Origin of the sequence: Streptomyces sp. NPDC088732, assembly GCF_044751205.1 — a bacterium.
GTDB lineage: Bacteria > Actinomycetota > Actinomycetes > Streptomycetales > Streptomycetaceae > Actinacidiphila.
In genome coordinates this window covers 63,021-89,157 of the sequence record NZ_JBIVLI010000021.1, presented here as the reverse complement: position 1 = coordinate 89,157, position 26,137 = coordinate 63,021, and the positions used below count along the sequence as shown (strand labels likewise).

The following is a 26,137-nucleotide window of genomic DNA, read 5'->3' as shown; positions in this document are numbered from 1 at the left end:
GGCCCGTCGCCGGTGGTGCCTCAGTCGCCGGCCGGCTGCGGGGTGGGCTCGTCGGCGTAACGGCCCTGCAGCCGGGAGACCAGTCCGGTCACCTGACGGGCGATGTCCGGGGCGGTCAGGCCGATCTCGGCCATGACCTCCTTGCGGGCGGCGTGGTCCAGGAACTGCTGCGGGATGCCGAAGTCCCGCAGCGGAACGTCCACGTTGGCGTCGCGCAGCGCCTGGGAGACCGCGGAGCCGACGCCGCCGGCGCGGCCGTTGTCCTCGACGGTCACCACGACGCGGTGGCGGGCGGCGAGGCCCGGCAGCTCCGCGTCGACCGGCTTGACCCAGCGGGGGTCGACGACGGTGGTGGTGATGCCCTGGGCGTCGAGCAGGTCGGCGATCTCCAGGCACATCGGGGCGAGGGCGCCGACGGAGACCAGCAGCACGTCGTGCGCCGGGGCGTCCGTCTCCCCCGCCGGCTCGTCGGTCCTGGGCGTCGCCTCGCGCAGCACGTCCATGCCGCCGACACGGCCCACGGCCTTGACGGCCGGGCCGACCGCGCCCTTGGAGTAGCGCACCACGGTCGGGGCGTCGTCGACCTCGACGGCCTCACGCAGCTGGGCGCGGACCTGGTCGGCGTCGCGCGGGGCGGCGATCCGCAGGCCGGGCACGACCTGGAGGATCGACAGGTCCCACATGCCGTTGTGCGAAGCGCCGTCGGTGCCGGTGATGCCCGCGCGGTCCAGGACGAAGGTGACCCCGCACTTGTGCAGCGCGACGTCCATGAGCACCTGGTCGAAGGCCCGGTTGAGGAACGTCGCGTAGACCGCGACGACCGGGTGCAGGCCGCCGGTGGCCAGACCGGCGGCCGAGACCGCCGCGTGCTGCTCGGCGATGCCGACGTCGTACACGCGGTCGGGGAAGGCCTTGGCGAACTTGTCCAGGCCCACCGGCTGGAGCATCGCGGCCGTGATGGCGACGATGTCCTTGCGCTCCTTGCCGAGCTTGACCATCTCCTCGCCGAACACCGAGGTCCAGTCGGCGCCCGAGGCGGCGATCGGCAGACCGGTGTCGGGGTGGATCTTGCCGACGGCGTGGAAGCGGTCGGCCTCGTCCTCCAGGGCCGGGGTGTAGCCGCGGCCCTTCTCCGTGAGGCAGTGCACGATGACCGGTCCGCCGAAGCGCTTGGCCCGCTGAAGCGCGGACTCCAGGGCGGCGATGTCGTGGCCGTCGATGGGGCCGACGTACTTCAGGCCCAGGTCCTCGAACATGCCCTGCGGGGCGATGAAGTCCTTGAAGCCCTTCTTGGCGCCGTGCAGCGTCTCGTAGAGGGGCTGGCCGATGACCGGGGTGCGCTCGAGCAGTTCCTTGGTGCGGGTGAGGAAGCGCTCGTAGCCGTCGGTGGTGCGCAGCGTGGCGAGGTGGTTGGCGAGGCCGCCGATGGTCGGCGCGTAGGAGCGCTCGTTGTCGTTGACGACGATGACCAGCGGGCGGTCCTTGGCGGCGGCGATGTTGTTCAGCGCCTCCCAGGCCATGCCACCGGTGAGGGCGCCGTCACCGATCACGGCGACGGTGTGGTCGCGCTTGCCGAGGAGCTCGTTCGCCTTGGCGATGCCGTCGGCCCAGCCGAGCACCGTGGAGGCGTGGCTGTTCTCGATGACGTCGTGCTCGGACTCGGCGCGCGACGGGTAGCCGGACAGGCCGCCCTTGCCCTTGAGCCTGGTGAAGTCCTGACGGCCCGTGAGCAGCTTGTGGACGTAGCTCTGGTGACCGGTGTCCCAGAGCACCTTGTCCTTGGGCGAGTCGAAGACGCGGTGCAGGGCGATGGTCAGTTCGACCACACCCAGGTTCGGGCCCAGGTGCCCACCGGTCTTGGAGACCTCGTCGACCAGGAAGTCACGGATCTCGCCTGCCAGCTCCACCAGCTGCTCTGGAGCGAGCCGGTCGAGGTCGCGCGGTCCCTTGATACGGGTCAGCAGCGCCACCCGTGCCTCCTTGCTGTCGCTTGCCGGGTTTCCCGAGTGTATGTGGTCGTGTTCCGGGCCCCGCACACACCTGTGCCCGGCGCTGGGATGATCTTCCCTGCGCCGGGCACGTCACGCCACTGGTACGCGGTGCGGACTAGCCGCGGCCGGCCGCCTTCTGGCTCCGGCGGGACACCGAGTCGATGACCACGGCGGCGAGGAGGACCGCCGCGGTGATCATGTACTGCAGTGCGGTGTTCATGTTGAGCAGGTCCAGACCGGTCTGGATGGACTGGATGACCAGCATGCCGAGCAGGGCGGACCAGACGTTGCCGCGGCCGCCGAAGAGGCTGGTGCCACCGATGACCGCGGCCGCGATGGCCAGCATCAGGACGTTGCCGCCACCGGCGCCCAGCGTCGCGGTGAAGGTCTGCGCGGCGAAGAACAGACCGCCGAGCGCCGCGAAACCGCCGGCGATGGCGAACACCGAGATGCGGACCAGCGCGACGTTGATACCGGCACGGCGGGCCGCCTCGATACCGCCACCGACCGCGAAGACCTTGCGGCCGTAGGAGGTGCGGCGCAGCACGAAGTCGGTGATGACCAGGGCCGCCAGGAAGACCACCAGGGCGTTCGGCACGCCGCTCGCCTGGTTCAGCACGTAGGCGGCGACGAAGGAGACCACCGCGAGGGCGCCGACGCGGAGCACGATCTCACTGGTGGGCCGGAACGGGACCTCGGCCGCGCGGCGGCGGCGCTGGTCGATCAGCGAGCCCGCGAGCATGGCCACGGTGCCGAGGCCGGCGAGCAGGTAGGCACCCGCGACGTCCTGGTCCAGGAAGAACGAGCGCTGGCCCAGGATGTGCAGCGGGCCGTTGTCCGGGATGGAGAGGCTGCCGCTGTCGCCGAGCAGCTGGAGCATCAGGCCGTTCCAGCCGAGGAAGCCGGCGAGGGTGACGACGAAGGCGGGGACGCCGATCTTCGCGAAGAACCAGCCGTGCAGCGAACCGATGAGGACGCCGGTCACGACGGTCAGGACCAGGGCGAGCCAGGGGTCCATCCCGTGCTTGGTCACGAAGATGGCGAAGACCGCCGAGGCCAGACCGCTGACGGAGCCCACCGACAGGTCGATCTCGCCGAGCAGCAGCACGAAGACCAGGCCGATGGCCAGCATGCCGGTCGCGGCCAGGAAGAAGCCGATGTTGGCCAGGTTGCCCGCGGTGAGGAACTGGCTGGACTGGGTCTGGAAGATGGTCCAGATGATGATCAGGCCGATGATGACCGGGAGCGAGCCCAGTTCACCGCCGCGCACCTTGCGCTTGAACTCCGTGAGGTAGCCCTTGAAGCCTTCCTCACGGACCAGAAGTCGCGGGTCGACGACGGGCACGGCCGCCGAGGACGGGTCCTCGACCGACGCAACCGTCTCGTTCTCCGGCTTGACGGTCTTCGACGTGTCGCTCACTTCGCAACCTCCGTGCGCCGCGCCTGACGGCGGGTCACGGCGTTGTCCGTGGCACCCGTGATGGCGGAGATGATTTCTTCCTGGGACGTGCTCTTGACGTCGAAGACGCCGTTGTTGCGGCCGAGACGCAGCACGGCGACGCGGTCGGCGACGGCCTTGACGTCGACCATGTTGTGGCTGATGAGGATGACGGCGAGGCCGCGCTGGCGCAGCCGCTCGACCAGGTCGAGGACCTGGGCCGTCTGCTCCACGCCGAGGGCCGCGGTGGGCTCGTCGAGGATCACCAGCTTGGGGTCACCGATCAGCGCGCGGGCGATGGCGACGACCTGCCGCTGACCACCCGACAGGGCCGCGATCGGGATACGGACGCTCGGAATGCGGATCGACAGGGTGCTGAGCAGCTCCCGCGACCGCTTCTCCATCGTGACCTCGTCGATCACACCGGCGCGCTTGAGCTCCCGGCCGAGGTAGAGGTTGGCGACGACGTCCAGGTTGTCGCAGAGCGCGAGGTCCTGGTAGACCGTCGCGATGCCCAGACCCTGGGCGTCGTGCGGCCGGTTGATGCTGACCGCGTTGCCCTCCCACTCGATGACGCCCTCATCGATGGGGTGCACACCGGCGATCGTCTTCACCAGGGTGGACTTACCTGCGCCGTTGTCGCCGACAAGCGCGACGACCTCTCCGGCGTGAACCTCCAGGTCGACATCGGTGAGTGCCTGGACCGCACCGAATCGCTTGGAGGCTCCGCGCAACGCCAGCACGGGCGTAGCGGACACGTGAACCATCTCCTTCGCCGCCTGACCGGCGGGGATGCCGCGCTTGGACAGGCGCGGAGTTTTGTGCGAGTTGCACTGCCTTACATGATGACAACAGAGCGTCTGTCCGGTGCCCGCCCCGTCAGCGGGGTCTGTGGACGGGGCGGGCACCGAACAGGTCTGTGCGGCGGCCTCCGGAGGGAGGGCCGGCCGTGCTACTGGATGCCGGCGGCCGTGCAGGCCTTGGCGAACTCGGCGGTGCAGATCTCGGCGGCGCTGTAGAGGCCGTCCTTGATGACCGTGTCCTTCACGTTCGCCTTGGTCACGGAGACCGAAGGCACGAGCTGCGAGGGGACCTTGTCGCCGGAGCCGCTGGTCAGCGTGGTCGTGGCGAGCGAGGTGATGTCCTTGCCCTCGAGCAGGTTGACCGCGAGCTGGGCGGCGGCGTCGGCCTCCGGCTTGAACGGCTTGTAGACCGTGCTGGACTGCGTGCCCGCGATGATGCGCTGGATGCCCGCGAGCTCGGCGTCCTGACCGGTCAGCGGGATGCCGCTGATGCCGGCGCCCTTGAGGGCGGTGGCGATGCCGCCGGCCATGCCGTCGTTCGCGGCGTAGACGCCGGCGATCTTCTTGGCACCGAGCTGCGTGATGGCCGCCGTCACCTTCTGGTTGGCGACGGTGTCCTTCCACAGACCGCTCTGCTCGTAGGCAATCTTGACCTTGCCGTCGAGGATCTTGTGGGCGCCCTGCTTGAACAGCGCGGCGTTCGGGTCGGCGTCGTCACCGTTGATCATGACAACGTTCGCCGACGGCGTGGCCTTGGAGCCGAGCGCGTCGAGCAGCGCCTGGCCCTGCTGCTCGCCGACCTTCTCGTTGTCGAACGAGACGTAGGCGGAGACCGGACCCTGGGCGAGGCGGTCGTAGGCGACGACCTTGATGCCCTTGTCGACAGCGGCCTGCACGGAGGACTTGATGGCCGCGGCGTCCTGCGAGCTGATCACGATGACCTTGACGCCCTTGGTGATCATGGTGCTCACCTGCTGCGCCTGCTTGGCGGCGTCGCCCGCGGCGTTCGCGTACTGGACGTCGCAGTCGGCGCAGAGTTCCTTGACCTTCGCCTCGAAGAGCGGGTGGTCGAACTTGTCGTACCGCGCCGTGACGCTGTCGGGGAGCAGCAGACCGATGGTCTTGGAGCCGCCGGCGCTGCTGCTGCCGCTCGCGTCGTCCTTCTTGTCGTCGCCGGCCTTGCCGCACGCGGCCACGGAAAGGGCCATCGAAACAGCCGCGGTGCCGATCACGACGCGCCGCATCATTGCGTTCATGTGGGGTTGCCTCCCTGACTGGGCCGCAACACTGCGGCCGAGGTGGACGTGAGTCAACTCGGCAACAGACTTGACGTCAAGAAGTTAATACTTAACGAGATGGCAACGGTGCGTTTCGTTATGTAGATGAACGCAGCGTGATCCCTAGGACACGCCCGCAACCAGGGGTACAGAAGCGTCCAAAAGGGACGAATCTCCGACCTCGCTGAGGGCCAGCGCCAGCGCCCCGAGCACCTCCGCGCGGCCCCCAAGGGCCCCTGAGACCACGGAAAGACGGCGGGCGGCACTGGGGATCGCGTACCGGGCCACGGACTCCCGTATGGGCCCCAGGACCAGCTCACCGGCCTCGGCGAGGTCACCGCCCAGCACGACCCGGCTCGGGTTGAGGAGGTTGGCCAGACTCGCCACCCCCATGCCCACGTGCCGGCCCACGTCGCCGATGACGCGGCGGCACCCCGGGTCGCCCTCGCGTGCCAGTTGCACCATCCGCGCCGGCGTGAGGTCCGGTCCGTGACTGCCGCGCAGCAACTCCAGAACATAGCGGGCCGCGGTGAAGGTCTCCAAGCAACCCCGGTTGCCGCAGCGGCAGACCGGGCCCGACTCGTCCAGCGTGATGTGACCTATCTCGCCCGCGGTGCCCCCCGGGCCCCGGTAGATCCGGCCGTCCATCACCAGGCCGGCGCCGACGCCGCTGGCCACCTTGATGTACGCGAGGTCCTTGACGCCGCGGCCGCTGCCCCAGACCAGTTCGCCCAGCGCGCCGAGGTTGGCGTCGTTGTCGACCTGCACCGGCATGCCCAGCCGCTCGGCGAGCTCCTGCCGGGGGTTGAGGCCGCCCCAGCCCGGCAGTATCGCGGTGGAGCCCAGGGTGCCGGTCTCCACGTCGATCGGGCCCGGGACGCCGAGGCCGACCCCGATCACCTTGTCCGCCCCGACGCCGGTCGACTCGATCAGCCGGGTCACCAGCTGTTCCGCCCGGTCGAAGCCCTCGGAGGCCTCGGTGTCCACGTCGAAGGGCTCGGACTGCTCGGCGAGCACCTGGTGGGCGAGGTTGCCGACGGCGACGCGCAGGTGCGAGTGGCCGAAGTCGACGCCGACGACGATGCCGGCGTCGCCGGACAGGGTGACCGCGCGGGCCCGCCGGCCGCCCGAGGAGGTCGGCGTGACCTGGACCGTCCCGCTGTCCCTCAGTTCACGAACGATGTTGGAGACCGTTGCCGCGGACAGCCCCGTCGACCGGGCGATCTCCGCCTGCGTCAGCGAGCCCGCCAGGCGTACGGCCCGGACCACCCGCTCCAGGTTGGCCCGGTGCAGCGACGACTGCGATCCCGGAGTCTCCACGACCATCCCACTCCCGACGACCGGACGGGACCGCACCGATGAGACCCCGTCGTCTACAACATGTGAACTCTAACTTGAGCCTTTGGGCCTACTTCCCGTCAAGGGGGAGAACAACACAGCTGGCGGTATGCCCGAAAACTCCGGAAGCGGCCCCGTCATGTGACGGAACCGCTTCCGGTTCGGACGGGTCGGCAGCGCAGCGTGCCGGTCCGGTTACTTCAGGGTGCCGGCGGTCAGGCCGGCCTGGACCTGGCGCTGGAAGCTGAGGTAGACCACCAGCACGGGCAGCATGGCGACCGTCATACCGGCGAAGAGCGCCGGGTAGTCGCCGGAGTAGCCCTGCTGCTGGGCCAGGTTCACCAGGCCCTGGGCGAGCATCGAGCGGTCCGGGTCGCTGCTGCTCTGCTGCTGCATGAGGGTCATCGGCAGGATGTACTGGTTCCACTGGCCGAGGACGTTGAAGATTCCGACGCTGATCAGACCCGGCTTCGCCATGGGCAGCATGACCTGGAAGAACGCCCGGGTGTGCGAGCAGCCGTCGATCATCGCCGCCTCGTGCACCGCCGTCGGCAGCGTCCGGAAGAACGAGTGCATGAAGAAGACCGTGAACGGCAGCGAGTACGCGATGTAGACCAGGATCAGGCCCTGGTAGGTGTTGAGCATGCCCAGGTTGTTGACCATGAAGAACAGCGGCACCAGGGCGAGGTACACCGGGAACATCGCGCCCCCGACGAACAGGTAGTAGACGGCCCGGTTGCCCGGGAACTCGTAGCGCGCCAGCACGTACGCCGTCATCGCGCCGAGCAGCATCGTCAGCGGCACCGAGAAGACCAGCACGATCACGGTGTTGACGAAGAACTCGCCGATGCCCTTCTCCCAGGCCCGGGAGAAGGCGTCGAAGGACCAGTGCGCGGGCCAGGACCAGGCGCTCGCGCCGATCTCCGAATTGTTCTTGAACGAACCGAGGACGATCCAGCCCAGCGGCAGCAGGATCATCACGCCCCACAGCACGAGGAAGCCGTGCGAGAAGACGTTGAGCGTCGTGCCGCCCTCGGCGGAGCGCGTCCGGTCCGGGTCCCTGCGGCCGGTCGCCGGCAGCGGGTTCATCAGGGGCACCGGCGTGGGCTGCTTGATGGGAGTGGCCATGGGATGCGCCCCGCTCAGAATTCGACGCGCTCGCGGCGGGTGGCCCGCAGCGCGATAGCGGAAAGGATCAGGGTGAGGAAGAGGATGACGACGCCCATGGCGCAGGCGTAGCCGCTCTTTCCGAAGGTGAGGAAGTTCCTCATCAGATAGGTCGCCATGACCTCACCGTGGTAGTCCGGGCCGCCGCCGAAATTCGAGCCCGGGGTGAGGGTGGAGGCCAGCGCGAAGAAGTCCATCGCGGCGATCGCGAGATAGACCCAGGCGGTCTGCACGCTGTCCCACAGCAGTGGGAGCGTCACCTTGAAGAACGTCTGCAGACGGCCCGCGCCATCCAGCAGGGCGGCCTCGTAGATGTCCTTGGGAATGGACTGCATGGCCGCCGAGAAAAGCACCAGGTAGAAGCCCACGCCGGCCCAGATCTGCACGCCCAGCAGGCACCAGATCACCAGGTCGGGGCTGTTCAGCCACTCGATCGGATTCTGTGCGCTCTCCAGGTGCAGCTTGATCAGCACGCCGTTCAGCAGGCCGGATCCGTCACTGCGGTAGATCGCCTGGAAGAGCACGATGAGAATGGCGACCGACAGCACCTGGGGGAAGAAGAACACCACCTTGTAGAAGGCGGAGCCGCGGATTCCCTGGACGCCGGTCGTGCCACCGCGGCCGCCGACATTGAGCATGAAGGCGAAGAACAGCGCCAGCAGGATCGTGATCACCGGCAGGAACACGAGCAGCAGCGCGTTGTGCTGCAGCGCCTGCAGGAACACGTGGTCGGTGAAAAGCGTCGTGTAGTTCTTCAGACCGACGAAGTTCATCGTCTGCGACTGACCCGACCAGTCCGTCAGCGAATAGCCGAAGGTCTGGAGGTACGGCCAGATCACGAAGACGATGTACAGGACGAGCGGAAAGAAGAGAAACCCCACGATGAAGGGGTACTTGCGGTATCGCATGGCACTGCTCCTGCCATCGGACAGACCGTCGCACCGGGGTCCCGGCCCCCCTCGTCCATGAGGGGGGCCGGACTCCCGGTGCGCGAGGGCTGGTGGACGATTAGCCCTTCTTGGCCTTCTCGGCCGCGGCCTTGACCCGCTTGAGCCAGTCGGCCGGCTTGATGCGCTTGGCCATCAGCTCGGCGCTGGCGTTCTGCACGTCCGTGTCGAAGGCGCTCTGCGTGTTGGGGTAGTTGTAGTTGAAGACGTTGGTGCCGGCCGCGCTGAGCGCCGTCACGGTGGACTTGGTGCCCGGGCGGAGCTCGACGTCGGAGCCGACGCCGTCCTTGAGGACGGTGAGCGAGTTCGCGGTCTGGGCGAACTTGCTGGAGCCCTCCTTGGTGAGCATCAGCCGCAGGAACTCCAGGCCGCCGGCCTGGTTCCTGGCCTTCTTCGGGACGATGAAGGGCTCACCGGCGCCGGCGCGGATCGACTCAAAGGGCAGCTTGTCGCCGTCGAGGGAGGGGATCGGCATGAAGGTCATCTCGAAGTCCGAGGGGGTGGCCTTCAGTTGCTCGTTCTCCAGCCACGAACCGCAGGGGATGAAGGCGGCCTTGCCCTCGTTCCAGGCGGTCTGGGACTCGATGTGGGTCATGCCGTTGGTGCCCGGCAGCAGGAAGCCCTTGTCCGGGATCTGGTAGACGGCCTCGACGGCCGCCTTGGCGGCGGGCTCGTCCCAGACGGTCGGGTCGAGGCTGTCGATCCGCTTCACCAGGTCGGGACCGCCCTGCTTGGCGATCAGGTCCATGACCACGATGTTGATGTAGTACGGGTACTTGCCCTGGTGGCAGAAGGGGGCGATGCCGGCCTTCTTGATCTCCGCGGACAGCGACATGAAGTCGGCCCAGGTCTTCGGCGCGGTCCAGCCCTTGTCCTTGAAGAGCTTGCCGGAGTACCACAGGCCCCACACGGTGTAGATGTAGGAGAGCTGGTACATCTTGCCGTCGTCAAAGGTGCCGGTCTCGATGGTGCCCGGCTGGAGGACGTCGCGGACCTTCTTGGTCGGGTCGTCGATGTACGGGGCGTCGAGGAGCGGGGTGAGGTCGGTGAGCTGACCGCTCTTGTAGAGGACGTCCAGCTTGATCTGCGCGGCGCCGGAGTCGTCCACGACGTCCGGCGGGGTGCCGGCGTTGAAGCGGGGCTGGAGCTTGCCGGTGATCTCCTGGGTGCCCAGGTGGCTGACCTTCGCCCCGGAGAACTTCTTCTGGTAGAGCTTCTCGAACTGCTTGGCGTAGTCGTCGCCGTAGCCGCCCTTGAAGATCACGACATCGAGTGCGGCGTCGTTGGCCACGCCGAACGGATTGTCCTTGGACTTCTCCCCCTTCTCGGGGGCGTTGCTGCCGCCACCGCTGGACGCGCACGCGCTCAGCAGTCCCGCGGACGGGGCGGCCAGCAGGCTCACGGCCGCTGCCCGCTTGATCAGATCGCGCCGGTTGACGTCGGATCCCATGCTCAAGTCCTCACCTTCTCCAGGACCCAGGCAGTGCGGAGTTTTTTTCCAAGCACGGGCCACACGCCCGCCGTTCCCCCCGCGCGAGCCCGTGTTGGCGGGCCCCCTGGACGCGCACAGGTATAGTCCACTTCCCGTGAAGTGGGCAAGGTCATACGCGCGTTTGGCGGACAGCTTTCCCTAGTTGAGACCTCGCGGTAACGCGAGCGGGCCCGCATCCCGTGCCGGGATGCGGGCCCACCGTGGCCTTGCGTGCGTCTTGATCCTTACTTACGGATCAGCGAACGCAGGACGTACTGCATGATGCCGCCGTTGCGGTAGTAGTCCGCCTCGCCAGGGGTGTCGATCCGCACCACGGCGTCGAACTCCACGCCGGTGTCGGTGCTGACCTTGACGGTGCGCGGGGTGGTGCCCTCGTTGAGCTCGGTGACGCCGGTGAAGGAGAAGGTCTCCTCACCGGTGAGGCCCAGCGACTCCGCCGAGGCGCCCTCGGGGAACTGCAGCGGCAGAACGCCCATGCCGATGAGGTTCGAGCGGTGGATGCGCTCGTAGGACTCGGCGATGACGGCCTTGACGCCGAGCAGCGCGGTGCCCTTGGCCGCCCAGTCGCGCGAGGAGCCGGAACCGTACTCCTTGCCCGCCAGGATGACCAGCGGGGTGCCGGCGGCCTGGTAGTTCTGCGAGGCGTCGTAGATGAACGCGACCGGCCCGCCGTCCTGGGTGAAGTCGCGGGTGTAGCCGCCCTCGGTGCCCGGCGCGATCTGGTTGCGCAGGCGGATGTTGGCGAAGGTGCCGCGGATCATGACCTCGTGGTTGCCGCGGCGGGAGCCGTAGGAGTTGAAGTCGCGGCGCTCCACACCGTGCCCGGTGAGGTACTGGCCGGCCGGGGTGTCGGCCTTGATGGCGCCGGCCGGGGAGATGTGGTCGGTGGTGACCGAGTCGCCCAGCTTGGCCAGCACGCGGGCACCGGTGATGTCGGTGACCGGGTCCGGCTCGTGCTTCATGCCCTCGAAGTAGGGGGGCTTGCGGACGTAGGTCGACTGCGGGTCCCACTCGAAGGTGTTGCCGGTCGGGATCGGCAGCGACTGCCACTGGGCGTCGCCGGCGAACACGTCCTGGTAGGAGGTGGCGAACATGTCCTGGCCGATCGCGGAGGCGACGACCTCGTTGACCTCCTGCTCGGACGGCCAGATGTCCTGGAGGTAGACCGGCTTGCCCTCGGTGTCGGTGCCGATGGCGTCCTTGGTGATGTCCACCTTCATGGAGCCGGCGATGGCGTACGCGACGACCAGCGGCGGGGACGCCAGGTAGTTCATCTTGACGTCCGGGTTGATCCGGCCCTCGAAGTTGCGGTTGCCGGAGAGCACCGAAGTGACCGCCAGGTCGTGCTCGTTGACGGCCTTGGAGACCTCGTCCGGCAGCGGGCCGGAGTTGCCGATGCAGGTGGTGCAGCCGTAGCCGACGAGGTTGAAGCCCATCTTGTCGAGGTACGGGGTGAGGCCGGCGCGGTCGTAGTAGTCCATGACGACCTTGGAGCCCGGGGCGAGCGTGGTCTTGACCCACGGCTTGCGGCTCAGGCCCTTCTCGACCGCCTTCTTGGCCACCAGCGCGGCGGCGACCATGACGTACGGGTTCGAGGTGTTGGTGCACGAGGTGATCGCGGCGACGGTGACGGCGCCGTGGTCGATCTCGTACGTGGACCCGTCGGGGGCGGTGACCACGGTCGGGCGGGACGGGACCCCGTTGGTCGCGGCCGGGGCGTCGGAGGCCGGGAAGGACTCCTTGCCCGCCTCGTCGGCGTCGTCCACGTAGTTGCGGACGTCGCTCTTGAACTGCTCGGCGGCGTTCGCGAGGACGATGCGGTCCTGCGGGCGCTTCGGGCCGGCGATGGAGGGTACGACCGTGGAGAGGTCGAGCTCCAGCTTCTCGGAGAAGTCGGGCTCGGCGGCCGGGTCCAGCCACAGACCCTGCTCCTTGGCGTACGCCTCGACGAGAGCGAGCTGCTGCTCCGAACGACCCGTCAGCTTCAGGTAGTTAATGGTTTCTGCATCGATCGGGAAGATCGCCGCGGTGGAGCCGAACTCCGGCGACATGTTGCCGATCGTGGCGCGGTTGGCGAGCGAGGTGGCGGCGACGCCCTCGCCGTAGAACTCGACGAACTTGCCGACGACACCGTGCTTGCGCAGCATCTCGGTGATGGTCAGCACCAGGTCGGTGGCGGTGGTGCCGGTCGGCAGCTCGCCGGTCAGCTTGAAGCCCACGACGCGCGGGATCAGCATGGAGACCGGCTGGCCGAGCATCGCGGCCTCGGCCTCGATGCCGCCGACGCCCCAGCCCAGCACGCCGAGGCCGTTGACCATGGTGGTGTGCGAGTCGGTGCCGACCAGGGTGTCGGGGTAGGCCTGGCCGCCCCGGACCATGATCGTGCGGGCCAGGTGCTCGATGTTCACCTGGTGGACGATGCCGGTGCCCGGCGGGACGACCTTGAACTCGTCGAACGCGGTCTGGCCCCAGCGCAGGAACTGGTAGCGCTCCTTGTTCCGGCCGTACTCCAGCTCCACGTTCTGCGCGAACGAGTCCGGGGTGCCGAACTTGTCGGCGATCACGGAGTGGTCGATGACCAGCTCGGCGGGCGCCAGGGGGTTGATGCGGGACGGGTCGCCGCCCAGTTCCTTCACGGCCTCGCGCATGGTGGCGAGGTCGACCACACACGGCACGCCCGTGAAGTCCTGCATGATCACACGGGCCGGCGTGAACTGGATCTCCTGGCTCGGCTGCGCCTGGGAGTCCCAGCCGCCGAGCGCGCGGATGTGGGCGGCGGTGATGTTCGCGCCGTCCTCGGTGCGGAGCAGGTTCTCCAGCAACACCTTCAGGCTGTAAGGGAGGCGCGCGGAGCCCTCGACCTTGTCCAGCCGGAAGATCTCGTACGACTCGTCGCCCACCTGCAGGGTGCTGCGGGCGTCGAAGCTGTTCGCCGACACGACAGTCTCCTTCGTAACTTTGCGCGTACCACCGCATGCTGCCGCTTCGACTCATGGCCGATCCGCTAAGGTAAGACTTAGTTAGGGTTGCCTTACCCGTGGCGGCAGCGGTGCGCCTCGGCAGATATCTCGATGTCGAGATAACTCTAGTACATCACCGCCGCACGGTCATGCGCTGGGCCGCCCCCGCCACCGTCGCGGACGGGCCGCCATGCCGCCCGCCCGGTCGCCGAGGCCTCTGGAGGGACGGCAGCCCGCCGCGGACGGCGCCACGGGCCCGCCCCGGACTCCGGGGCCCGGGAGAGGCCCGCAGGCCCCTGGGACGCCCGTCAGGCCGCGCCGCGGGGGCGTCGCGCAAAAGCGCCGGTGGGCGGGGCCGTGGTCACGGCCCCGCCCACCGGCGGTCTCACTGCTGTTCGGCTCAGCTCGGGTCGGTGACCTCGAAGCGCAGCCGGACATGGGTCGCCGACTCGTCGCCGGCGAGCGTGACGCCGGTCGTCCCCGGCTTGGCCGTCCCCGGAACGCTGATGGTCACGCCGGAGATCACGCCGTCACCGTTCGCGTGCACGGTGAGGGAGGACAGGCCGTCACCGAAGCCGATGACGACGGCTTCGTTGGGCGCGAACCCGGAGGCGTTGACGGTGATCGCCGTGGCCCTCGGTCCCGAGTTCGTCGACAGCAGCACCTCGGGCCGGTACTCCGGCGCCACCGCCTCGTCCGTCACCTTGACGGTGGCGGTCGCCGGCGTCCGGGAGGACGTGCCGGCGGCGGTGAGGGAGTACCGACCGGGCTCGGCGTCGTCGGACGACTCGATCGACGCGTGCACCGCACCCGTCCCCGAGGCCGCGACCGTCACCGTGCGCGCCGGGCTGGTGCCCAGCTTGACGGTCACGCGCTCACCGGCGGCGAACCCGCTGCCGTTGACGGTGATCGGGTCACCGGCCAGGACCCCGGACGACGCGGAGATCGACGGCTGGAGATCCGCCGTCCCCACGGTCACGGTGAAGGTCCTCGTGGCACTCGACCGCGAGTCCCACGCCGTCACGTGCACCGTGTAGGTGCCCGCCTGCACATAGGTGTGCTCCCCGCTGATCGCGCCGGAGGCGTCGACCGCGGCGTCGGCGGGAACCGTGCCGTCACCCCACTGGACGCGGGCCTGGTAGCCCGTCGCACCCGGGACACCGCCGGTCACCGAACCGAGGTCCGCCGTGAAGGCGTCGCCCGCGGTGGCCGTCCGGTCCTTGGGGGCCGTGGTCACCAGCGCGGCGTCGGGCGTGCCGTCGTGCGCGATGGCGAACACGTGGATCCGGCCCGCGGAACCGGCGTCGCCGGTCTGCTTCGGCAGGGTCACCGAGACCAGCGTCTTGCCCGCGGGGATCTGGTACGGCGTGGTGGCGAACAGGAACGGCTGGGCACCGTCCCGGCTCGTGCCGAGCAGCCGGTACGCGGCCTTGGCGACCACGATGTTGCCGAAGGCCGGCGTGCCGCCCGGGTTGCCGCCCAGCGTCCAGTCGCTCAGCTGGACAGGGACGGCCGCGATGCTGCCGTCGCTGAACGTCGCCGTGGCGGTGGTGTTCTGGTTGGCCTGCGTGCCGACGCCGATGAAGGAGATGCTCTTCGCGTCGTCCGGCAGACCCAGCGCGATGGTGCTGCCGTTGCCGGTCGCGTTGTCCGGCCGGCCTGCCGGGACCGCGGGCAGGGTGAAGCTCAGCCCGGTGCCCGGGACGCCGTGCTCCTGGCCCTGGGTCACGCCGGCCGCCTGGAGGGCGGAGCGCGAGTACGCCCACGACTTGCTGTCGCAGTTGGCGGCGAGGACGCCCTCGTCGCCGATGCACTGGCTGTCGAAGGCCGCGGTGAGACCGGAGCTCGGCGCGTAGTCCACGTCCGCCCCGACCGTTGCGACGCCCTGGACGCTGCCGTCGGTCACCGTGACGCCGGCCTGGTAGTAACCGGGCTTGGCGTAGGTGTGCGTGCCGGTGACGCCGTACACGCCGCGCGAACTCAGGGTCACGGTGCCCGTGGTGGCCGGCGTGCCGTCACCCCAGTCGACCGTGGCCTGGTACCCGCTCGCGGTGCCCCCGGTGACGGTGGCCAGCGACGCCGAGACCGACAGGCCCGAGGTCGCGTGCACGCCGCCGGTCGCGGGGGTCACCGTGAGGTCGCCGCCGCCGAGCTGGACGTCGCCGCCCGCGAGCAGCTCGACCTCGGCGAGGTTGGTCTGCGCTGCGCCGGCCGTCTCCTTCACGACCAGGCGGAACCGCGTGAACTTGCCCGGGTTGCCGATCTTGAACGCCCGGGTCTGGTTGCGCGAGGGGAACACCTCGCGGTGGCGGGAGTCGAGCGTGGTCCAGGTGATCCCGTCGTTGGAGGCCTGGAACTTCCAGTCCGACGGGTCGCCCTGGCTCGCCCCCGAGGTGAGCGTGTAGTACGACGGCGTCTGCCCGCTGCCGCGGAAGACCCAGTCGATCTGGGGCTCGTCGCCGGCGAAGGTCATCTGCGTGGTCGACGAGTCGTCGAACAGCTTCGACGCGTCCTGGCCGTCACTGGTGGTGGCGGTGCCGAGGCCCGGACCGGTGGTGTCCTGGAACGGCTTGGGCACGTCCGTGCCCTGCGTCAGCGACGGCGGGGCGTCGTTCTTGCCGGTGCCCCAGGACGACGGGCTCGCACCCATCTGGAAGTCGATCGTGCCGCCGTTGGCGAGCACGGAGGAGTCGATGGACACCCCGCGCTGCGACTTCCCGTTGACCTTCACGCTCTGCACGTAGACGTTCTTCGTGCTGTTGCCCGGCGCGTTGACAACGATGTCCCCGCTCTCGCGGTGGACCGTCATCCCGGTGAACTGCGGCGAGCCGATGGCCCAGTTGGAGGAGCCGGCCTGGAGCGGGTAGATGCCCAGCGAGCTGAGCACGTACCACGACGACATCTCGCCGTTGTCCTCGTCGCCCGGGTAGCCCTGGCCGATCTCGTCACCGACGTACAGGCGCTGCAGGATCTCGCGGACGATCGCCTGCGTCTTGGACGGCGCGCCGGTGTAGTCGTACATGTACGGGATGTGGTGCGACGGCTGGTTGCTCATGCCGAGCTGGCCCAGGCGGACCGCCTGCGCCTCGAGCATCTCGTGGATCGTGCCGCCGTAGCCGCCCGGGTGGTCGGCGTTCTCCGGGGTGGCGAAGAACTGGTCGAGCTTCTGCTCCAGTTGCTTCTGGCCGCCGTACAGGTTCGCCAGTCCCTGGCCGTCCTGCTGCGCGGTGAACGCGAAGTTCCAGCCGTTGGTCTCGGTGTAGGCGTTGCCCCAGTCCAGCGGGTTGGCGGTGAGGAAGTTGCCCTTGGCGTCGCGGCCCTCGAAGAACTTGCTGTCCTTGTCGAAGAGGTTCACGTAGTTGCGGGCGCGCTCCAGGAAGTAGTCGGACTCCTCCTTGATGCGCTTGCGGTCGTCCTTGGGCACCGAGGTGTCCTTGGCCAGGGCCGCACCCATGTTGCCGATGCCGTAGTCGTTGATGAAGCCTTCCAGCGCCCACGACACCGACTCGCCGGTGGAGGTCGGCGTGTACCCGAGGAACAGGCCGTTCTCGATGCCCTTGCGGCCGACCGCGCTGCGTCCCGACGCGACGGTGGCGTCCTTGACGGCGGCGTTGTAGGCGGCCAGCGGGTCGGGCACCTTGACGCCGTTGAGGTAGGCCTCGGCCAGCGCGACGTTCGAGCTGGTGCCGGTCATCAGGTCGGCGTAGCCGGGCGACGACCAGCGGGCTATCCATCCGCCGTCGCGGTACTGCTGGACGAAGCCGTCGGCGATCCTGGCCGCGACGTCCGGGTAGAGCAGCGAGTACGCCGGCCACACGGTGCGGTAGGTGTCCCAGAAGCCGTTGTTGACGTAGATCTGGCCGTCGACGACCTTGGCGCCGGTCTGCGTGGCGGTGGAGGTGCCGGTCGGCGCCGACACCGGGCTCGCGTACTGCCAGCGCGGCGCGGCGGCCGTGCCGGTGTTCTCCGACTGCGAGTTCGGGTACAGGTTCAGCCGGTAGAGGTTCGAGTACAGCGTGACCATCTGCGTCTCGGTCGCGCCCTTGACGTCGATCCGGCCGAGGCGGTCGTTCCACGCCGCGGTGGCGGCGTCGCGGATCTCGTCGAAGCTCTTGCCGGTGACCTCGAAGCCGAGGTTCTTGCCCGCCTGGTCGACCGAGATGAACGAGGTCGCGATGCGCAGCGTCACCTGCCGGCTCGCAGAGGTGTCGAAGGTCGCGGACGTCGCGGAGGTCGCCGTCGGCGCCCGGTCGAAGGCACCGGACACGAACATCCGGCTGCGGCCCGCCGACAGCCCGCTGCCGTTGTCCACCCAGCCGGTGAAGGTGCCGTCCGTGCCGATGGTGAACGTGCCGTTGTAGAAGACGAGGCTTCCGGTGTTCCCGCCGGACGGGAAGGTGAACTGCATGATGCCACCGTGGTCGGTGGGCGACATCTGCGCGGTCAGCCCGCTCTGCGTGGTGACCCGGTACAGGTCCGGCCGCGCGGTCTCGTCGGTGTGGCTGAAGGCGAGCGCACGGGAGCTGGGCGCCCCGGTGAGCGAACCGCCGGCCGCCACCGGCATGACCGACATCTGGTTGCGGTCACCCATCCACGGGCTGGGCTCGTGCGAGATCGCCAGTCCCTGCAACGTCGGCAGGTTCGCCGCGTTGTTGCCCTGCTGGTAGTCGTACTCCCAGGAGTTGGACGTGGCGTTGGTGACCGGCGTGAAGAAGTTGAAGCCGTTCGGCACCGCCGAGATCGGCAGGTTGTTGCCGCGCGAGAACGAGCCCGACGCGTTGCTGCCGCGGCGGGTGTCGACGTAGTTGGTCCGGCTCGAGCCGTCGATCGCCGCGGGCGTGCCCGTCACGGCGACGTCGTCGAGCCAGCCCTGGAAGCGGGTCGCGGCGGTCGCCTTGGGGTCGTCGTAGGCGAGCAGGACCCGGTCGATCGTCTTGCCGTTGGCGACCGCGCCGATGTCGGACTGCACCGCGTTCCACTGGTCGGCGTAGAGCACCTTCGAGTCGCCCTGACCGGCGGCCGTGAGCGCGTAGCCGTGCTGGTCCACGGGGGAGAGCCCGCTCAGGTACGTGCCGTCGGTGAAGTGCAGGTCGACGGCGGCGTAGGTGGACGGGTACTGGGTGTCCTTGGCCGTGAACTCGGGGAAGATCTTGTACGACAGCCGGGTCTGCGGCCCGACCGGGATGTTGACGTCGAACAGCTTGTCCGTCGCGTAGGAGCGGCCGTCGACCCGGGCGCCGCCCGAGTAGCGCAGCGAGGCCACACCGGTGAATCCGGCGCCCGACTTCATGTTGAAGCCGCTGACCGGGCCGGAGCCGGCGACGCCGACCATGGGGGTGGCCGGGGGCAGGGCGTCCGAGCCGTCGCTGATGTTCCAGTCGGCGAGCTGGGTGATCGAGTCACCGGAGTTCGCCGTCACGTTCAGCCGGTAGTACGTGTAGGCCGTCGTGTTGGTGAAGCTGTACGTGTTGGTGGCGAACCGGCCGCTGAAGGTCACACCGGTCCGGGTGTCCAGGTCGGTCCACGAGTCGCCGTTGTCCGACCCCTGCACGGTGAAGTTCTTGGGGTCGCGGCCGGGCGCGTCGTTCGCGGAGGTCAACGAGTACTTGACCACCGCCGCGGGCTTGGCGAGCCGGTAGGCCACCCAGCCGGTCTTGTCGAACGCCAGCCACTTGGTCGACGGATTGGCGTCCTTGAGGTTCGAGGCGACCTCGCCCGGCGCGTTCTCGGCGCTGGCGGTCACCGCGCTGACCTGGTCCAGCAGGCTGCCGGGCAGTCCGGTGGAGCTTGCGCCGCTCAGGTTCCCCTGGACCGGCTTGCCGCTGCCGTCGACCTCGACGGTGCTCGCGGCGGGCTGCGGGTCGGCCGACTCGAACGAGGAGCTGAAGCTGCCGGGAGGAGCCGCTGCGCTCGCGACGGGCGCGACGGCGAACACTCCCACGGGCAGCGACAGTACCGCGGCCGCGCTGATCCATCTTCGCAGGGACAAATGGCGTGCGGAGGAGGAGGGTGACACGGGGAGACCTTTCGTCATTGGAGGCCGTGAGCATCACGTCGGGACGAGGGACCTGGCCGGCGTGGCGGAGCGGCCGCGGGGGGCGCGAGTGCGCCTGACGGGCACTCGGCGGGCCTGCCGCGGGCAGGGGTCCTCAGTGAGCGGGGGTGCCGGGCGGGTTGCCGTCGGGGGGCGGCAACCGCAGTGCGGAATCGGGCGAGTCTGGGCGTATGCCGTGAACCATGCGGAAGCTCCATACGGGGATGGTGGACTCGTGGAAGGGCACACCCGGCGGTAGATCGCGGTTAGCCTGTTCCTTAACAGACAACGTTGTCAAGGGTGATGGCGTAACCTGGTCGAAAGAGCGCGTTCTCATTCCCCGTTCACCCGGCGCGACCGGGCGGACGACGCGGCGTCCGCCCGGTGCGCGCACTCACTCCCGGTCGCTGATCAGGCACTTCGTGACCGCACGCGGCCCACCGGGCCCGGGGCCCGGCCGTACCTCCGCTCAGCCCTCCGGGAGCATCAGGGCGTTGAGCTCGCCCCAGGGGATGCCGCCCGCGAGGCCGGCGTAGGTGCCCGTCGTCAGCAGCTCGCGGGCCGCCCGGTCGACGAGCGCGTAGGCGGCCTCCGCGACCGCGCTGCCCAGGCTCACCCGGGCGGCACCGGCAGCGGCGAGGTCCGCGACGGAGGGCGCGCCCGGGCCGGCGAGGACGCCGAGGGGCGCGTCGATACCCGCCGCGAGCTCGGCGACGAGCGCCGGGTCGGTGACGCCGGGGACGAAGATCCCGTCGGCGCCGGCGGCCAGGTAGGCGGCGGCCCTCTCCAGCGTCTCGGCGATGTCGCCGGGCCCGCGCAGAAAGGTGTCGGTGCGCGCGTGGACGAAGAGCGGCACCCCGGCCTCGTCGGCGGCGCCGCGCGCGGCGGCGATGCGGGCGGCCTGGTCGGCCGGGTCGCGCAACGGCCGCGGGCCGCCGTCGTACGAGTCCTCGATGTTGACGCCGACGGCGCCCGCCGCGAGGACCGCGCGCACCGTGCCGGCGACGCCCTCGGGGTCGGCCGCGTAGCCGCCCTCGATGTCCGCGCTCACGGGGACCGCGACGGCCGCCGCGACCCGGGCGGTGAGGGCCAGCGCGAGGGACGGCTCGACATGGTCGCCGTCGGCGGTGCCGAGCGTCCAGGAGACGCCGGAGCTGGTGGTGGCGACGGCGGCGGCGCCCGCGCGCTCGGCGACGCGGGCGCTCGCGGCGTCCCACGCGTTGGCCAGCAGCAGGGGGCGGCCCGGGACATGGAGCGAGCGGAACAGTTCGGCCTTGGCCTTGAGTTCGGGATTCACGCAGGGCAGTCCATCAGGCGCGCGGGGTGCCCGTCCGGCGGATTTCCGACATGGACGTCCCGCCCCCTCGATGTCGGAATCTCGCTAGCCTTCGGCCCCGGGCGCACGGATGCTGGGTGATGTGCATGAGGACTTCGAGCGCTGTGTGCGCGCCGTGCAGTCGAAGGACTCCCGTTTCGACGGGTGGTTCTTCACCGCGGTGCTGACCACCGGTATCTACTGCCGTCCCGGCTGCCCGGTGCACCCGCCGAAGCCGGAGAACATGACCTTCTACCCCAGCGCCGCCGCCGCGCAGCAGGCCGGGTTCCGGGCCTGCAAGCGGTGCCGCCCGGACGCCAGTCCCGGCTCGCCGCAGTGGAACGAGCGGGCCGACCTGGTCGCCCGCGCGATGCGGCTGATCGCCGACGGGGTCGTGGACCGCGACGGCGTCCCGGGCCTCGCGGGCCGGCTGGGCTACAGCACCCGCCAGGTGGAACGGCAGCTGCTCGCCGAGCTCGGCGCGGGGCCGCTGGCACTGGCCCGGGCGCAGCGGGCGCAGACCGCCCGGCTGCTCATCGAGACCTCGGCGCTGCCGATGGGCGACGTCGCCTTCGCCGCCGGCTTCTCCAGCATCCGCACCTTCAACGACACCGTGCGCGAGGTCTTCGCCCTCACGCCGACCGAGCTGCGCGCACGGGCGGCCGGGCGCGGCCGCGGCCGGGGGTCCGGCCCGCCGTCCGACGTATCGGGAACGCTGTCGCTGCGCCTGCCCTACCGCACCCCGCTCACCCCGGGCAATCTCTTCGGGCACCTGGCCGCGACCGCGGTGCCCGGGGTGGAGGAGTGGCGGGACGGCGCGTACCGGCGCACGCTGCGCCTGCCGTACGGGCACGGGATCGTGGCCCTGCGGCCGGAGGCCGGCCACATCGGGTGCCGGCTGTCGCTCACCGACTGGCGCGACCTGTCGCACGCCATCAGCCGCTGCCGGTGGCTGCTGGACCTGGACGCCGACCCCGTCGCGGTCGACGGGCTGCTCCGCGAGGACCCGCTGCTCGCCCCCCATGTCGACGGGAGCCCGGGCCGCCGGGTGCCGCGCACGGTGGACGGCGCGGAGTTCGCGGTGCGCGTGGTCCTCGGGCAGCAGGTGTCCACGGCCGCCGCGCACACCCTGGCCGGGCGCCTGGTGACGGCGCACGGCGAGCCGGTGGCCGACCCCGGCGGCGGCCTCACCCACCTCTTCCCGTCGCCCTGGGAGCTGGCCTCGCTGGACCCCGAGCAGCTGGCCATGCCGCGGGCACGACGGACCGCGCTGACCGGCCTGGTGGACGCGCTCACCGGCGGCGGGCTCGACCTGGACGTCGGCAGCGACTGGGACAAGGCACGCGCACAGCTGGCCGCCCTCCCGGGCTTTGGCCCATGGTCGGTCGAGGCCGTCGCGATGCGCGCGCTCGGCGACCCCGACGCCTTCCTCCCCACCGATTTGGGTGTACGGCTCGCGGCGGATTCCCTGGGACTTCCGACAACCCCCGCCGCCCTGGTCCGGCGCTCCGCCGCATGGCGGCCCTGGCGGGCCTATGCCGTGCAGTACCTGTGGGCCACCGGTGACCACCCAATCAACTTCCTTCCCGACGACGAGAACTGAGCAAGCGTCATGTCCCTTTGCACACACGCCCTGACCGACAGCCCGGTCGGACCGCTGACCCTGGTCGCGACCGACGGCGTCCTGTCCGGTCTCTACATGACCGAGCACCGGCACCAGCCGCCGGCCGAGACCTTCGGCGAGCGCCGCGACCCCGCGGAGGCCCCTTTCGCACCGGTGACCGAGCAACTGGAGGCCTACTTCGCGGGCGAGTTGACCGACTTCGACCTGCCCCTGGCGATGCGCGGCACCCCGTTCCAGCAGCGCGTCTGGGCGGCCCTGCGGGAGATCCCGTACGGCAGCGTCATGACGTACGGCACACTCGCCGCCGAGCTGGGCAACCCCGGCTCCTCTCGCGCCGTGGGACTCGCCAACGGGCGGAACCCGATCAGCATCGTCGTGCCCTGCCACCGGGTCGTCGGCGCCTCCGGAAGCCTGACCGGTTACGGGGGCGGACTGGGCCGCAAGAGGTACCTACTGGACCTGGAACGCGGGTTGCCATCTCATATGTGAGATACCCTCGCCCCATGGGAGACGACTACCTCGCACGTATCGGCAAACTCATCCGTGACGCCCGCCAGCACCGGGGCTGGACACAATCGCAGCTGGCGGAGGCGCTCGGCACCAGCCAGAGCGCGGTGAACCGTATTGAACGCGGAAACCAGAACATCAGCCTTGAGATGATCGCCCGAATCGGTGAAGCGCTCGACAGCGAGATCGTCTCCCTCGGGTACGCGGGCCCGATGCACCTGCGCGTCGTCGGCGGGCGCCGGCTGTCCGGCGCCATCGACGTCAAGACGAGCAAGAACGCGTGCGTGGCACTGCTGTGCGCCACGCTGCTGAACTCCGGGCGGACCACTCTGCGCCGCGTCGCGCGGATCGAGGAGGTCTACCGCATCCTGGAGGTGCTGAACAGCATCGGGGTGCGCACCCGCTGGATCAACGACGGCAACGACCTGGAGATCGTCCCCCCGGCCGCGCTGGAGCTGGACTCCATGGACATGGAGGCCGCGCGGCGCACCCGCAGCGTCATCATGTTCCTCGGCCCCCTGATGCACCGCACCGACCGCTTCCGCATCCCGTACGCGGGCGGCTGCGACCTCGGCACCCGCACCGTGCAGCCGCACATGACGGCCCTGCGCCACTTCGGCCTGGACGTCACCGCCACCAGCGGCATGTACCACGCGCGGGTCACCCCCGCGGTGACCCCCGGACGGCCCATCGTGCTGACCGAGCGCGGCGACACCGTCACCGAGAACGCGCTGCTGGCCGCCGCGCGGCACAACGGCGTCACCGTCATCCGCAACGCCAGCTCCAACTACATGGTCCAGGACCTGTGCTTCTACCTGGAAGAGCTGGGGGTGCGGGTCGACGGCATCGGCACCACCACACTGACCGTGCACGGCGTCGCCCACATCGACCGGGACGTCGACTACGCGCCCTCGGAGGACCCGGTCGAGGCGATGAGCCTGCTCGCCGCGGCCGTGGTCACCGAGTCCGAGCTCACGATCCGCCGCGTACCGGTGGAGTTCCTGGAGATCGAGCTCGCCGTCCTGGAGGAGATGGGCCTGGACCACGAGCGTACGGCCGAGTACAAGGCCGACAACGGCCGCACCCGGCTGATCGACCTCACGGTACGCCCCTCCAAGCTGCGCTCCCCCATCGACAAGATCCACCCGATGCCCTTCCCGGGCCTCAACATCGACAACGTGCCCTTCTTCGCGGCGATCGCCGCGACCGCGCAGGGCTCGACCCTCATCCACGACTGGGTCTACGACAACCGCGCCATCTACCTCACCGAGCTGACCCGCCTCGGCGCCAACGTCAAGCTCCTGGACCCGCACCGCGTCCTCGTCGAGGGCCCGACCCGCTGGCGCAGCGCCGAGATGATGTGCCCGCCCGCGCTGCGGCCCGCCGTGGTCACGCTGCTGGCGATGCTCGCGGCCGAGGGCACGTCGGTCCTGCGGAACGTGTACGTCATCAACCGCGGCTACGAGGAACTGGCGGAGCGGCTCAACTCGATCGGCGCGCAGATCGAGACGTTCCGCGACATCTGACGGACCCATGCCGCCGCCCCCTGTCCGACCCGCTGTGAGCGGGGCGTGGCGGGGGGCGGCGGCATCTCCGTGGTGCGCGGAACGACCTTGTCGTCGTCCGGCTCGGCAGTGATGCTGGGCCCGTGCCGGGACAGCGGAAGAGGAAACGGAAACAGCGGGACGAGATGCGGCGTACCGCCGCTCGCGATGCTCTGGGCGCGGGCCACTGGGAAGTGGTCTTCGAGACCCAGGACGAGTCGGAATGGCACGACTTCCGCCGTGCGCTGCGGGCCGGGGAGCAGCGGTTCGACAGCGATGCGGTGATACGGATCGACCAGTTCTGCGGGCGCTTGGTGTACCCGACCACCTACCGGATGCGCCTGTTCGTGCCGGATCCGGCGGGTGATCCTGTCCGCGACCCCCTTGATCAGTGACTTCGCGATGGGTCCGGTGAGTTGACGGATCCGGTGCGGGATCGGATCGCTCCGGACGCGGGTGGACGCCCGCATCAGGGCGCTCACGCCGTGACGCGGCGCGGCAGCGCACGGCCTCGTGCCGGAAGGGCCGGAACCCCTTGGCCCTCTGTCCGGCCGTCGTGATAGGCATGCTGCGGTCACCGGATCATGGCCCAGGGGGAAAGGCCAGGCCAGGAGGGGGTTCTTCATGAGATCGGTCCGTCAGCAACCCGCCACGGGAACGGCGGAGGGGATTCCGGAACGCACGTCCGCGTTCTCGTTGAAGCGGTGGGGCCGCGCCCGCAGGCCCGGCTGGACCCGGCCCACGGGAACCCGGGGCTCGGGCGGCTGCTCGCGTCCGCCGCCGCGGCCGACTGGCCCGCGATGCGGGAGCAGTTGTCGGCCGTCACGGACGACTGGGAGCGCAGCTGGCTGCTGCGGGCGGCGAGCGACGTCGCCGGCTACGAGCAGTGGATGCCGAAGGTCGTCGAGGCCGAGGGGGACTCGGGACTGGCCCTGCTGGTGGCGGGGGCCCGCGCCGTGCAGTGGGCCTGGGACGCCCGCACGGGGGCGAGCGCCTCGCACGTCTCCCGCGAGCAGTTCCGCATCTTCCACGAACGCCTGGAGATCGCGGAGGACCTGCTCTACCGGGCGGCCGAACGCGAACCCGGCTGGGCCTCGCCCTGGTACTTCCTCCAGATGTGCGGGCGGGGGCTGGAGGTCGGCCAGGACGTCGCGCGGCGGCGCTTCGAGGCGTCCGTACGCCGGGACCCCGGCCATCTGGGGGCGCACCAGCAGCAATTGCAGCAGGTGTGCGCCAAGTGGGGCGGCTCGCACGAGGAGATGCACGCCTTCGCCCGGCAGTCCATGGAGAGCGGTCCGGAGGGCGGTCCCCTCGGCATGCTCGTGGCCGTCGCGCACCTGGAGCACTGGGTGCACCTCGACAGCGGTCCCGACGGCACCTACATCACCCAGGACCGCGTGCGCCGGGAGCTCCACGAGGCCGCCGACCGGTCGGTCCGCCACCCCGGCTTCGCCGGCCGGATCGAGGCGCCCGAGTGCTGGAACGCCTTCGCCATGGCGTTCGCCCTGAACGGGGACAAGCAGGCGGCCGCCGCGGCCTTCGCCGCGACGGGCGGCCTCGTCACCCGCTTCCCGTGGCAGTACCTCAACGGGGCAGACCCGCGGGCGCCCTACCGCGCCCTGCGCTCCGGCGCCGGACGCCGCTGATCCCCGCCACCGCACTCCGCCCACCGCGCCGTGCCGGGCGGCAGACGTCGTCCG

General features: G+C 70.0%; 16 protein-coding genes. 5 read left to right on the top strand and 11 right to left on the bottom strand.

The window, feature by feature from the left end; genetic code table 11:
- Positions 1–20 precede the first annotated feature (20 nt).
- The 11 genes from dxs to ACIP9H_RS31200 form a co-directional block, all read right to left on the bottom strand.
- Positions 21–1,970: a 1-deoxy-D-xylulose-5-phosphate synthase gene (dxs, locus tag ACIP9H_RS31250; protein ID WP_401594370.1), complete on the bottom strand. Its 1,950-nt coding sequence runs from the start codon at positions 1,968–1,970 to the stop codon at positions 21–23.
- Positions 1,971–2,106: 136 nt separating this feature from the next.
- The gene (locus ACIP9H_RS31245) at positions 2,107–3,411 is read right to left on the bottom strand and encodes a sugar ABC transporter permease (RefSeq protein WP_401594372.1); all 1,305 of its coding nucleotides are present in this window, start codon (positions 3,409–3,411) and stop codon (positions 2,107–2,109) included.
- Positions 3,408–4,196: an ATP-binding cassette domain-containing protein gene (locus ACIP9H_RS31240; RefSeq protein ID WP_360905623.1), complete on the bottom strand. Its 789-nt coding sequence runs from the start codon at positions 4,194–4,196 to the stop codon at positions 3,408–3,410. Before ACIP9H_RS31240 ends, ACIP9H_RS31245 begins: the two co-directional genes overlap by 4 nt.
- Before the next feature lie 185 nt (positions 4,197–4,381).
- Complete coding sequence (locus ACIP9H_RS31235) at positions 4,382–5,488, bottom strand: sugar ABC transporter substrate-binding protein (RefSeq protein ID WP_401594376.1); 1,107 nt, start codon at positions 5,486–5,488, stop codon at positions 4,382–4,384.
- A 144-nt stretch (positions 5,489–5,632) separates the two neighbouring features.
- Positions 5,633–6,829, bottom strand: a complete 1,197-nt coding sequence (locus tag ACIP9H_RS31230; RefSeq protein ID WP_360905625.1) for an ROK family transcriptional regulator — start codon at positions 6,827–6,829, stop codon at positions 5,633–5,635.
- Positions 6,830–7,042: 213 nt separating this feature from the next.
- Positions 7,043–7,975, bottom strand: a complete 933-nt coding sequence (locus ACIP9H_RS31225; protein ID WP_401594379.1) for a carbohydrate ABC transporter permease — start codon at positions 7,973–7,975, stop codon at positions 7,043–7,045.
- A gap of 14 nt (positions 7,976–7,989) precedes the next feature.
- Entirely contained in the window at positions 7,990–8,922 is a 933-nt protein-coding gene (locus ACIP9H_RS31220; protein WP_360905627.1) for a sugar ABC transporter permease, read from the bottom strand.
- Between the two features lie 100 nt (positions 8,923–9,022).
- A complete protein-coding gene (ngcE, locus tag ACIP9H_RS31215) occupies positions 9,023–10,411 on the bottom strand; it encodes an N-acetylglucosamine/diacetylchitobiose ABC transporter substrate-binding protein (protein WP_360905853.1) in 1,389 nt (462 codons plus the stop codon).
- Positions 10,412–10,677: 266 nt separating this feature from the next.
- Entirely contained in the window at positions 10,678–13,392 is a 2,715-nt protein-coding gene (acnA, locus tag ACIP9H_RS31210) for an aconitate hydratase AcnA (protein ID WP_401594382.1), read from the bottom strand.
- A gap of 421 nt (positions 13,393–13,813) precedes the next feature.
- A complete protein-coding gene (locus ACIP9H_RS31205; protein WP_401962140.1) occupies positions 13,814–19,447 on the bottom strand; it encodes a GH92 family glycosyl hydrolase in 5,634 nt (1,877 codons plus the stop codon).
- Positions 19,448–19,916: 469 nt separating this feature from the next.
- Positions 19,917–20,744, bottom strand: coding sequence for an isocitrate lyase/phosphoenolpyruvate mutase family protein (locus ACIP9H_RS31200; RefSeq protein ID WP_401962137.1), 828 nt, complete (start codon positions 20,742–20,744; stop codon positions 19,917–19,919).
- Positions 20,745–20,865: 121 nt separating this feature from the next.
- Here ACIP9H_RS31200 and ACIP9H_RS31195 point away from each other — a divergent pair, with 121 nt between their 5' ends.
- The 5 genes from ACIP9H_RS31195 (at position 20,866) to ACIP9H_RS31175 (ending at position 26,083) form a co-directional block, all read left to right on the top strand.
- The gene (locus ACIP9H_RS31195; RefSeq protein ID WP_401594389.1) at positions 20,866–22,365 is read left to right on the top strand and encodes an AlkA N-terminal domain-containing protein; all 1,500 of its coding nucleotides are present in this window, start codon (positions 20,866–20,868) and stop codon (positions 22,363–22,365) included.
- 9 nt (positions 22,366–22,374) lie between these two features.
- Positions 22,375–22,875: a methylated-DNA--[protein]-cysteine S-methyltransferase gene (locus ACIP9H_RS31190; protein WP_401962133.1), complete on the top strand. Its 501-nt coding sequence runs from the start codon at positions 22,375–22,377 to the stop codon at positions 22,873–22,875.
- A gap of 14 nt (positions 22,876–22,889) precedes the next feature.
- On the top strand, positions 22,890–24,419 hold the full coding sequence (locus tag ACIP9H_RS31185) for a UDP-N-acetylglucosamine 1-carboxyvinyltransferase (protein ID WP_360905633.1): 1,530 nt from the start codon (positions 22,890–22,892) through the stop codon (positions 24,417–24,419).
- A 164-nt stretch (positions 24,420–24,583) separates the two neighbouring features.
- A complete protein-coding gene (locus tag ACIP9H_RS31180) occupies positions 24,584–24,832 on the top strand; it encodes a hypothetical protein (protein ID WP_401594396.1) in 249 nt (82 codons plus the stop codon).
- A gap of 309 nt (positions 24,833–25,141) precedes the next feature.
- On the top strand, positions 25,142–26,083 hold the full coding sequence (locus tag ACIP9H_RS31175; protein WP_401962129.1) for a hypothetical protein: 942 nt from the start codon (positions 25,142–25,144) through the stop codon (positions 26,081–26,083).
- Positions 26,084–26,137 lie beyond the last annotated feature (54 nt).

Coding starts and splice junctions, on each gene's coding strand:
- ngcE (WP_360905853.1), bottom strand. CDS start 10,411: ATGGGATCCGACGTCAACCGGCGCGATCTGATCAAGCGGGCAGCGGCC.
- ACIP9H_RS31205 (WP_401962140.1), bottom strand. CDS start 19,447: ATGACGAAAGGTCTCCCCGTGTCACCCTCCTCCTCCGCACGCCATTTG.
- ACIP9H_RS31220 (WP_360905627.1), bottom strand. CDS start 8,922: ATGCGATACCGCAAGTACCCCTTCATCGTGGGGTTTCTCTTCTTTCCG.
- ACIP9H_RS31225 (WP_401594379.1), bottom strand. CDS start 7,975: ATGGCCACTCCCATCAAGCAGCCCACGCCGGTGCCCCTGATGAACCCG.
- ACIP9H_RS31190 (WP_401962133.1), top strand. CDS start 22,375: ATGTCCCTTTGCACACACGCCCTGACCGACAGCCCGGTCGGACCGCTG.
- ACIP9H_RS31180 (WP_401594396.1), top strand. CDS start 24,584: ATGCGGCGTACCGCCGCTCGCGATGCTCTGGGCGCGGGCCACTGGGAA.
- ACIP9H_RS31240 (WP_360905623.1), bottom strand. CDS start 4,196: ATGGTTCACGTGTCCGCTACGCCCGTGCTGGCGTTGCGCGGAGCCTCC.
- ACIP9H_RS31185 (WP_360905633.1), top strand. CDS start 22,890: ATGGGAGACGACTACCTCGCACGTATCGGCAAACTCATCCGTGACGCC.
- ACIP9H_RS31235 (WP_401594376.1), bottom strand. CDS start 5,488: ATGAACGCAATGATGCGGCGCGTCGTGATCGGCACCGCGGCTGTTTCG.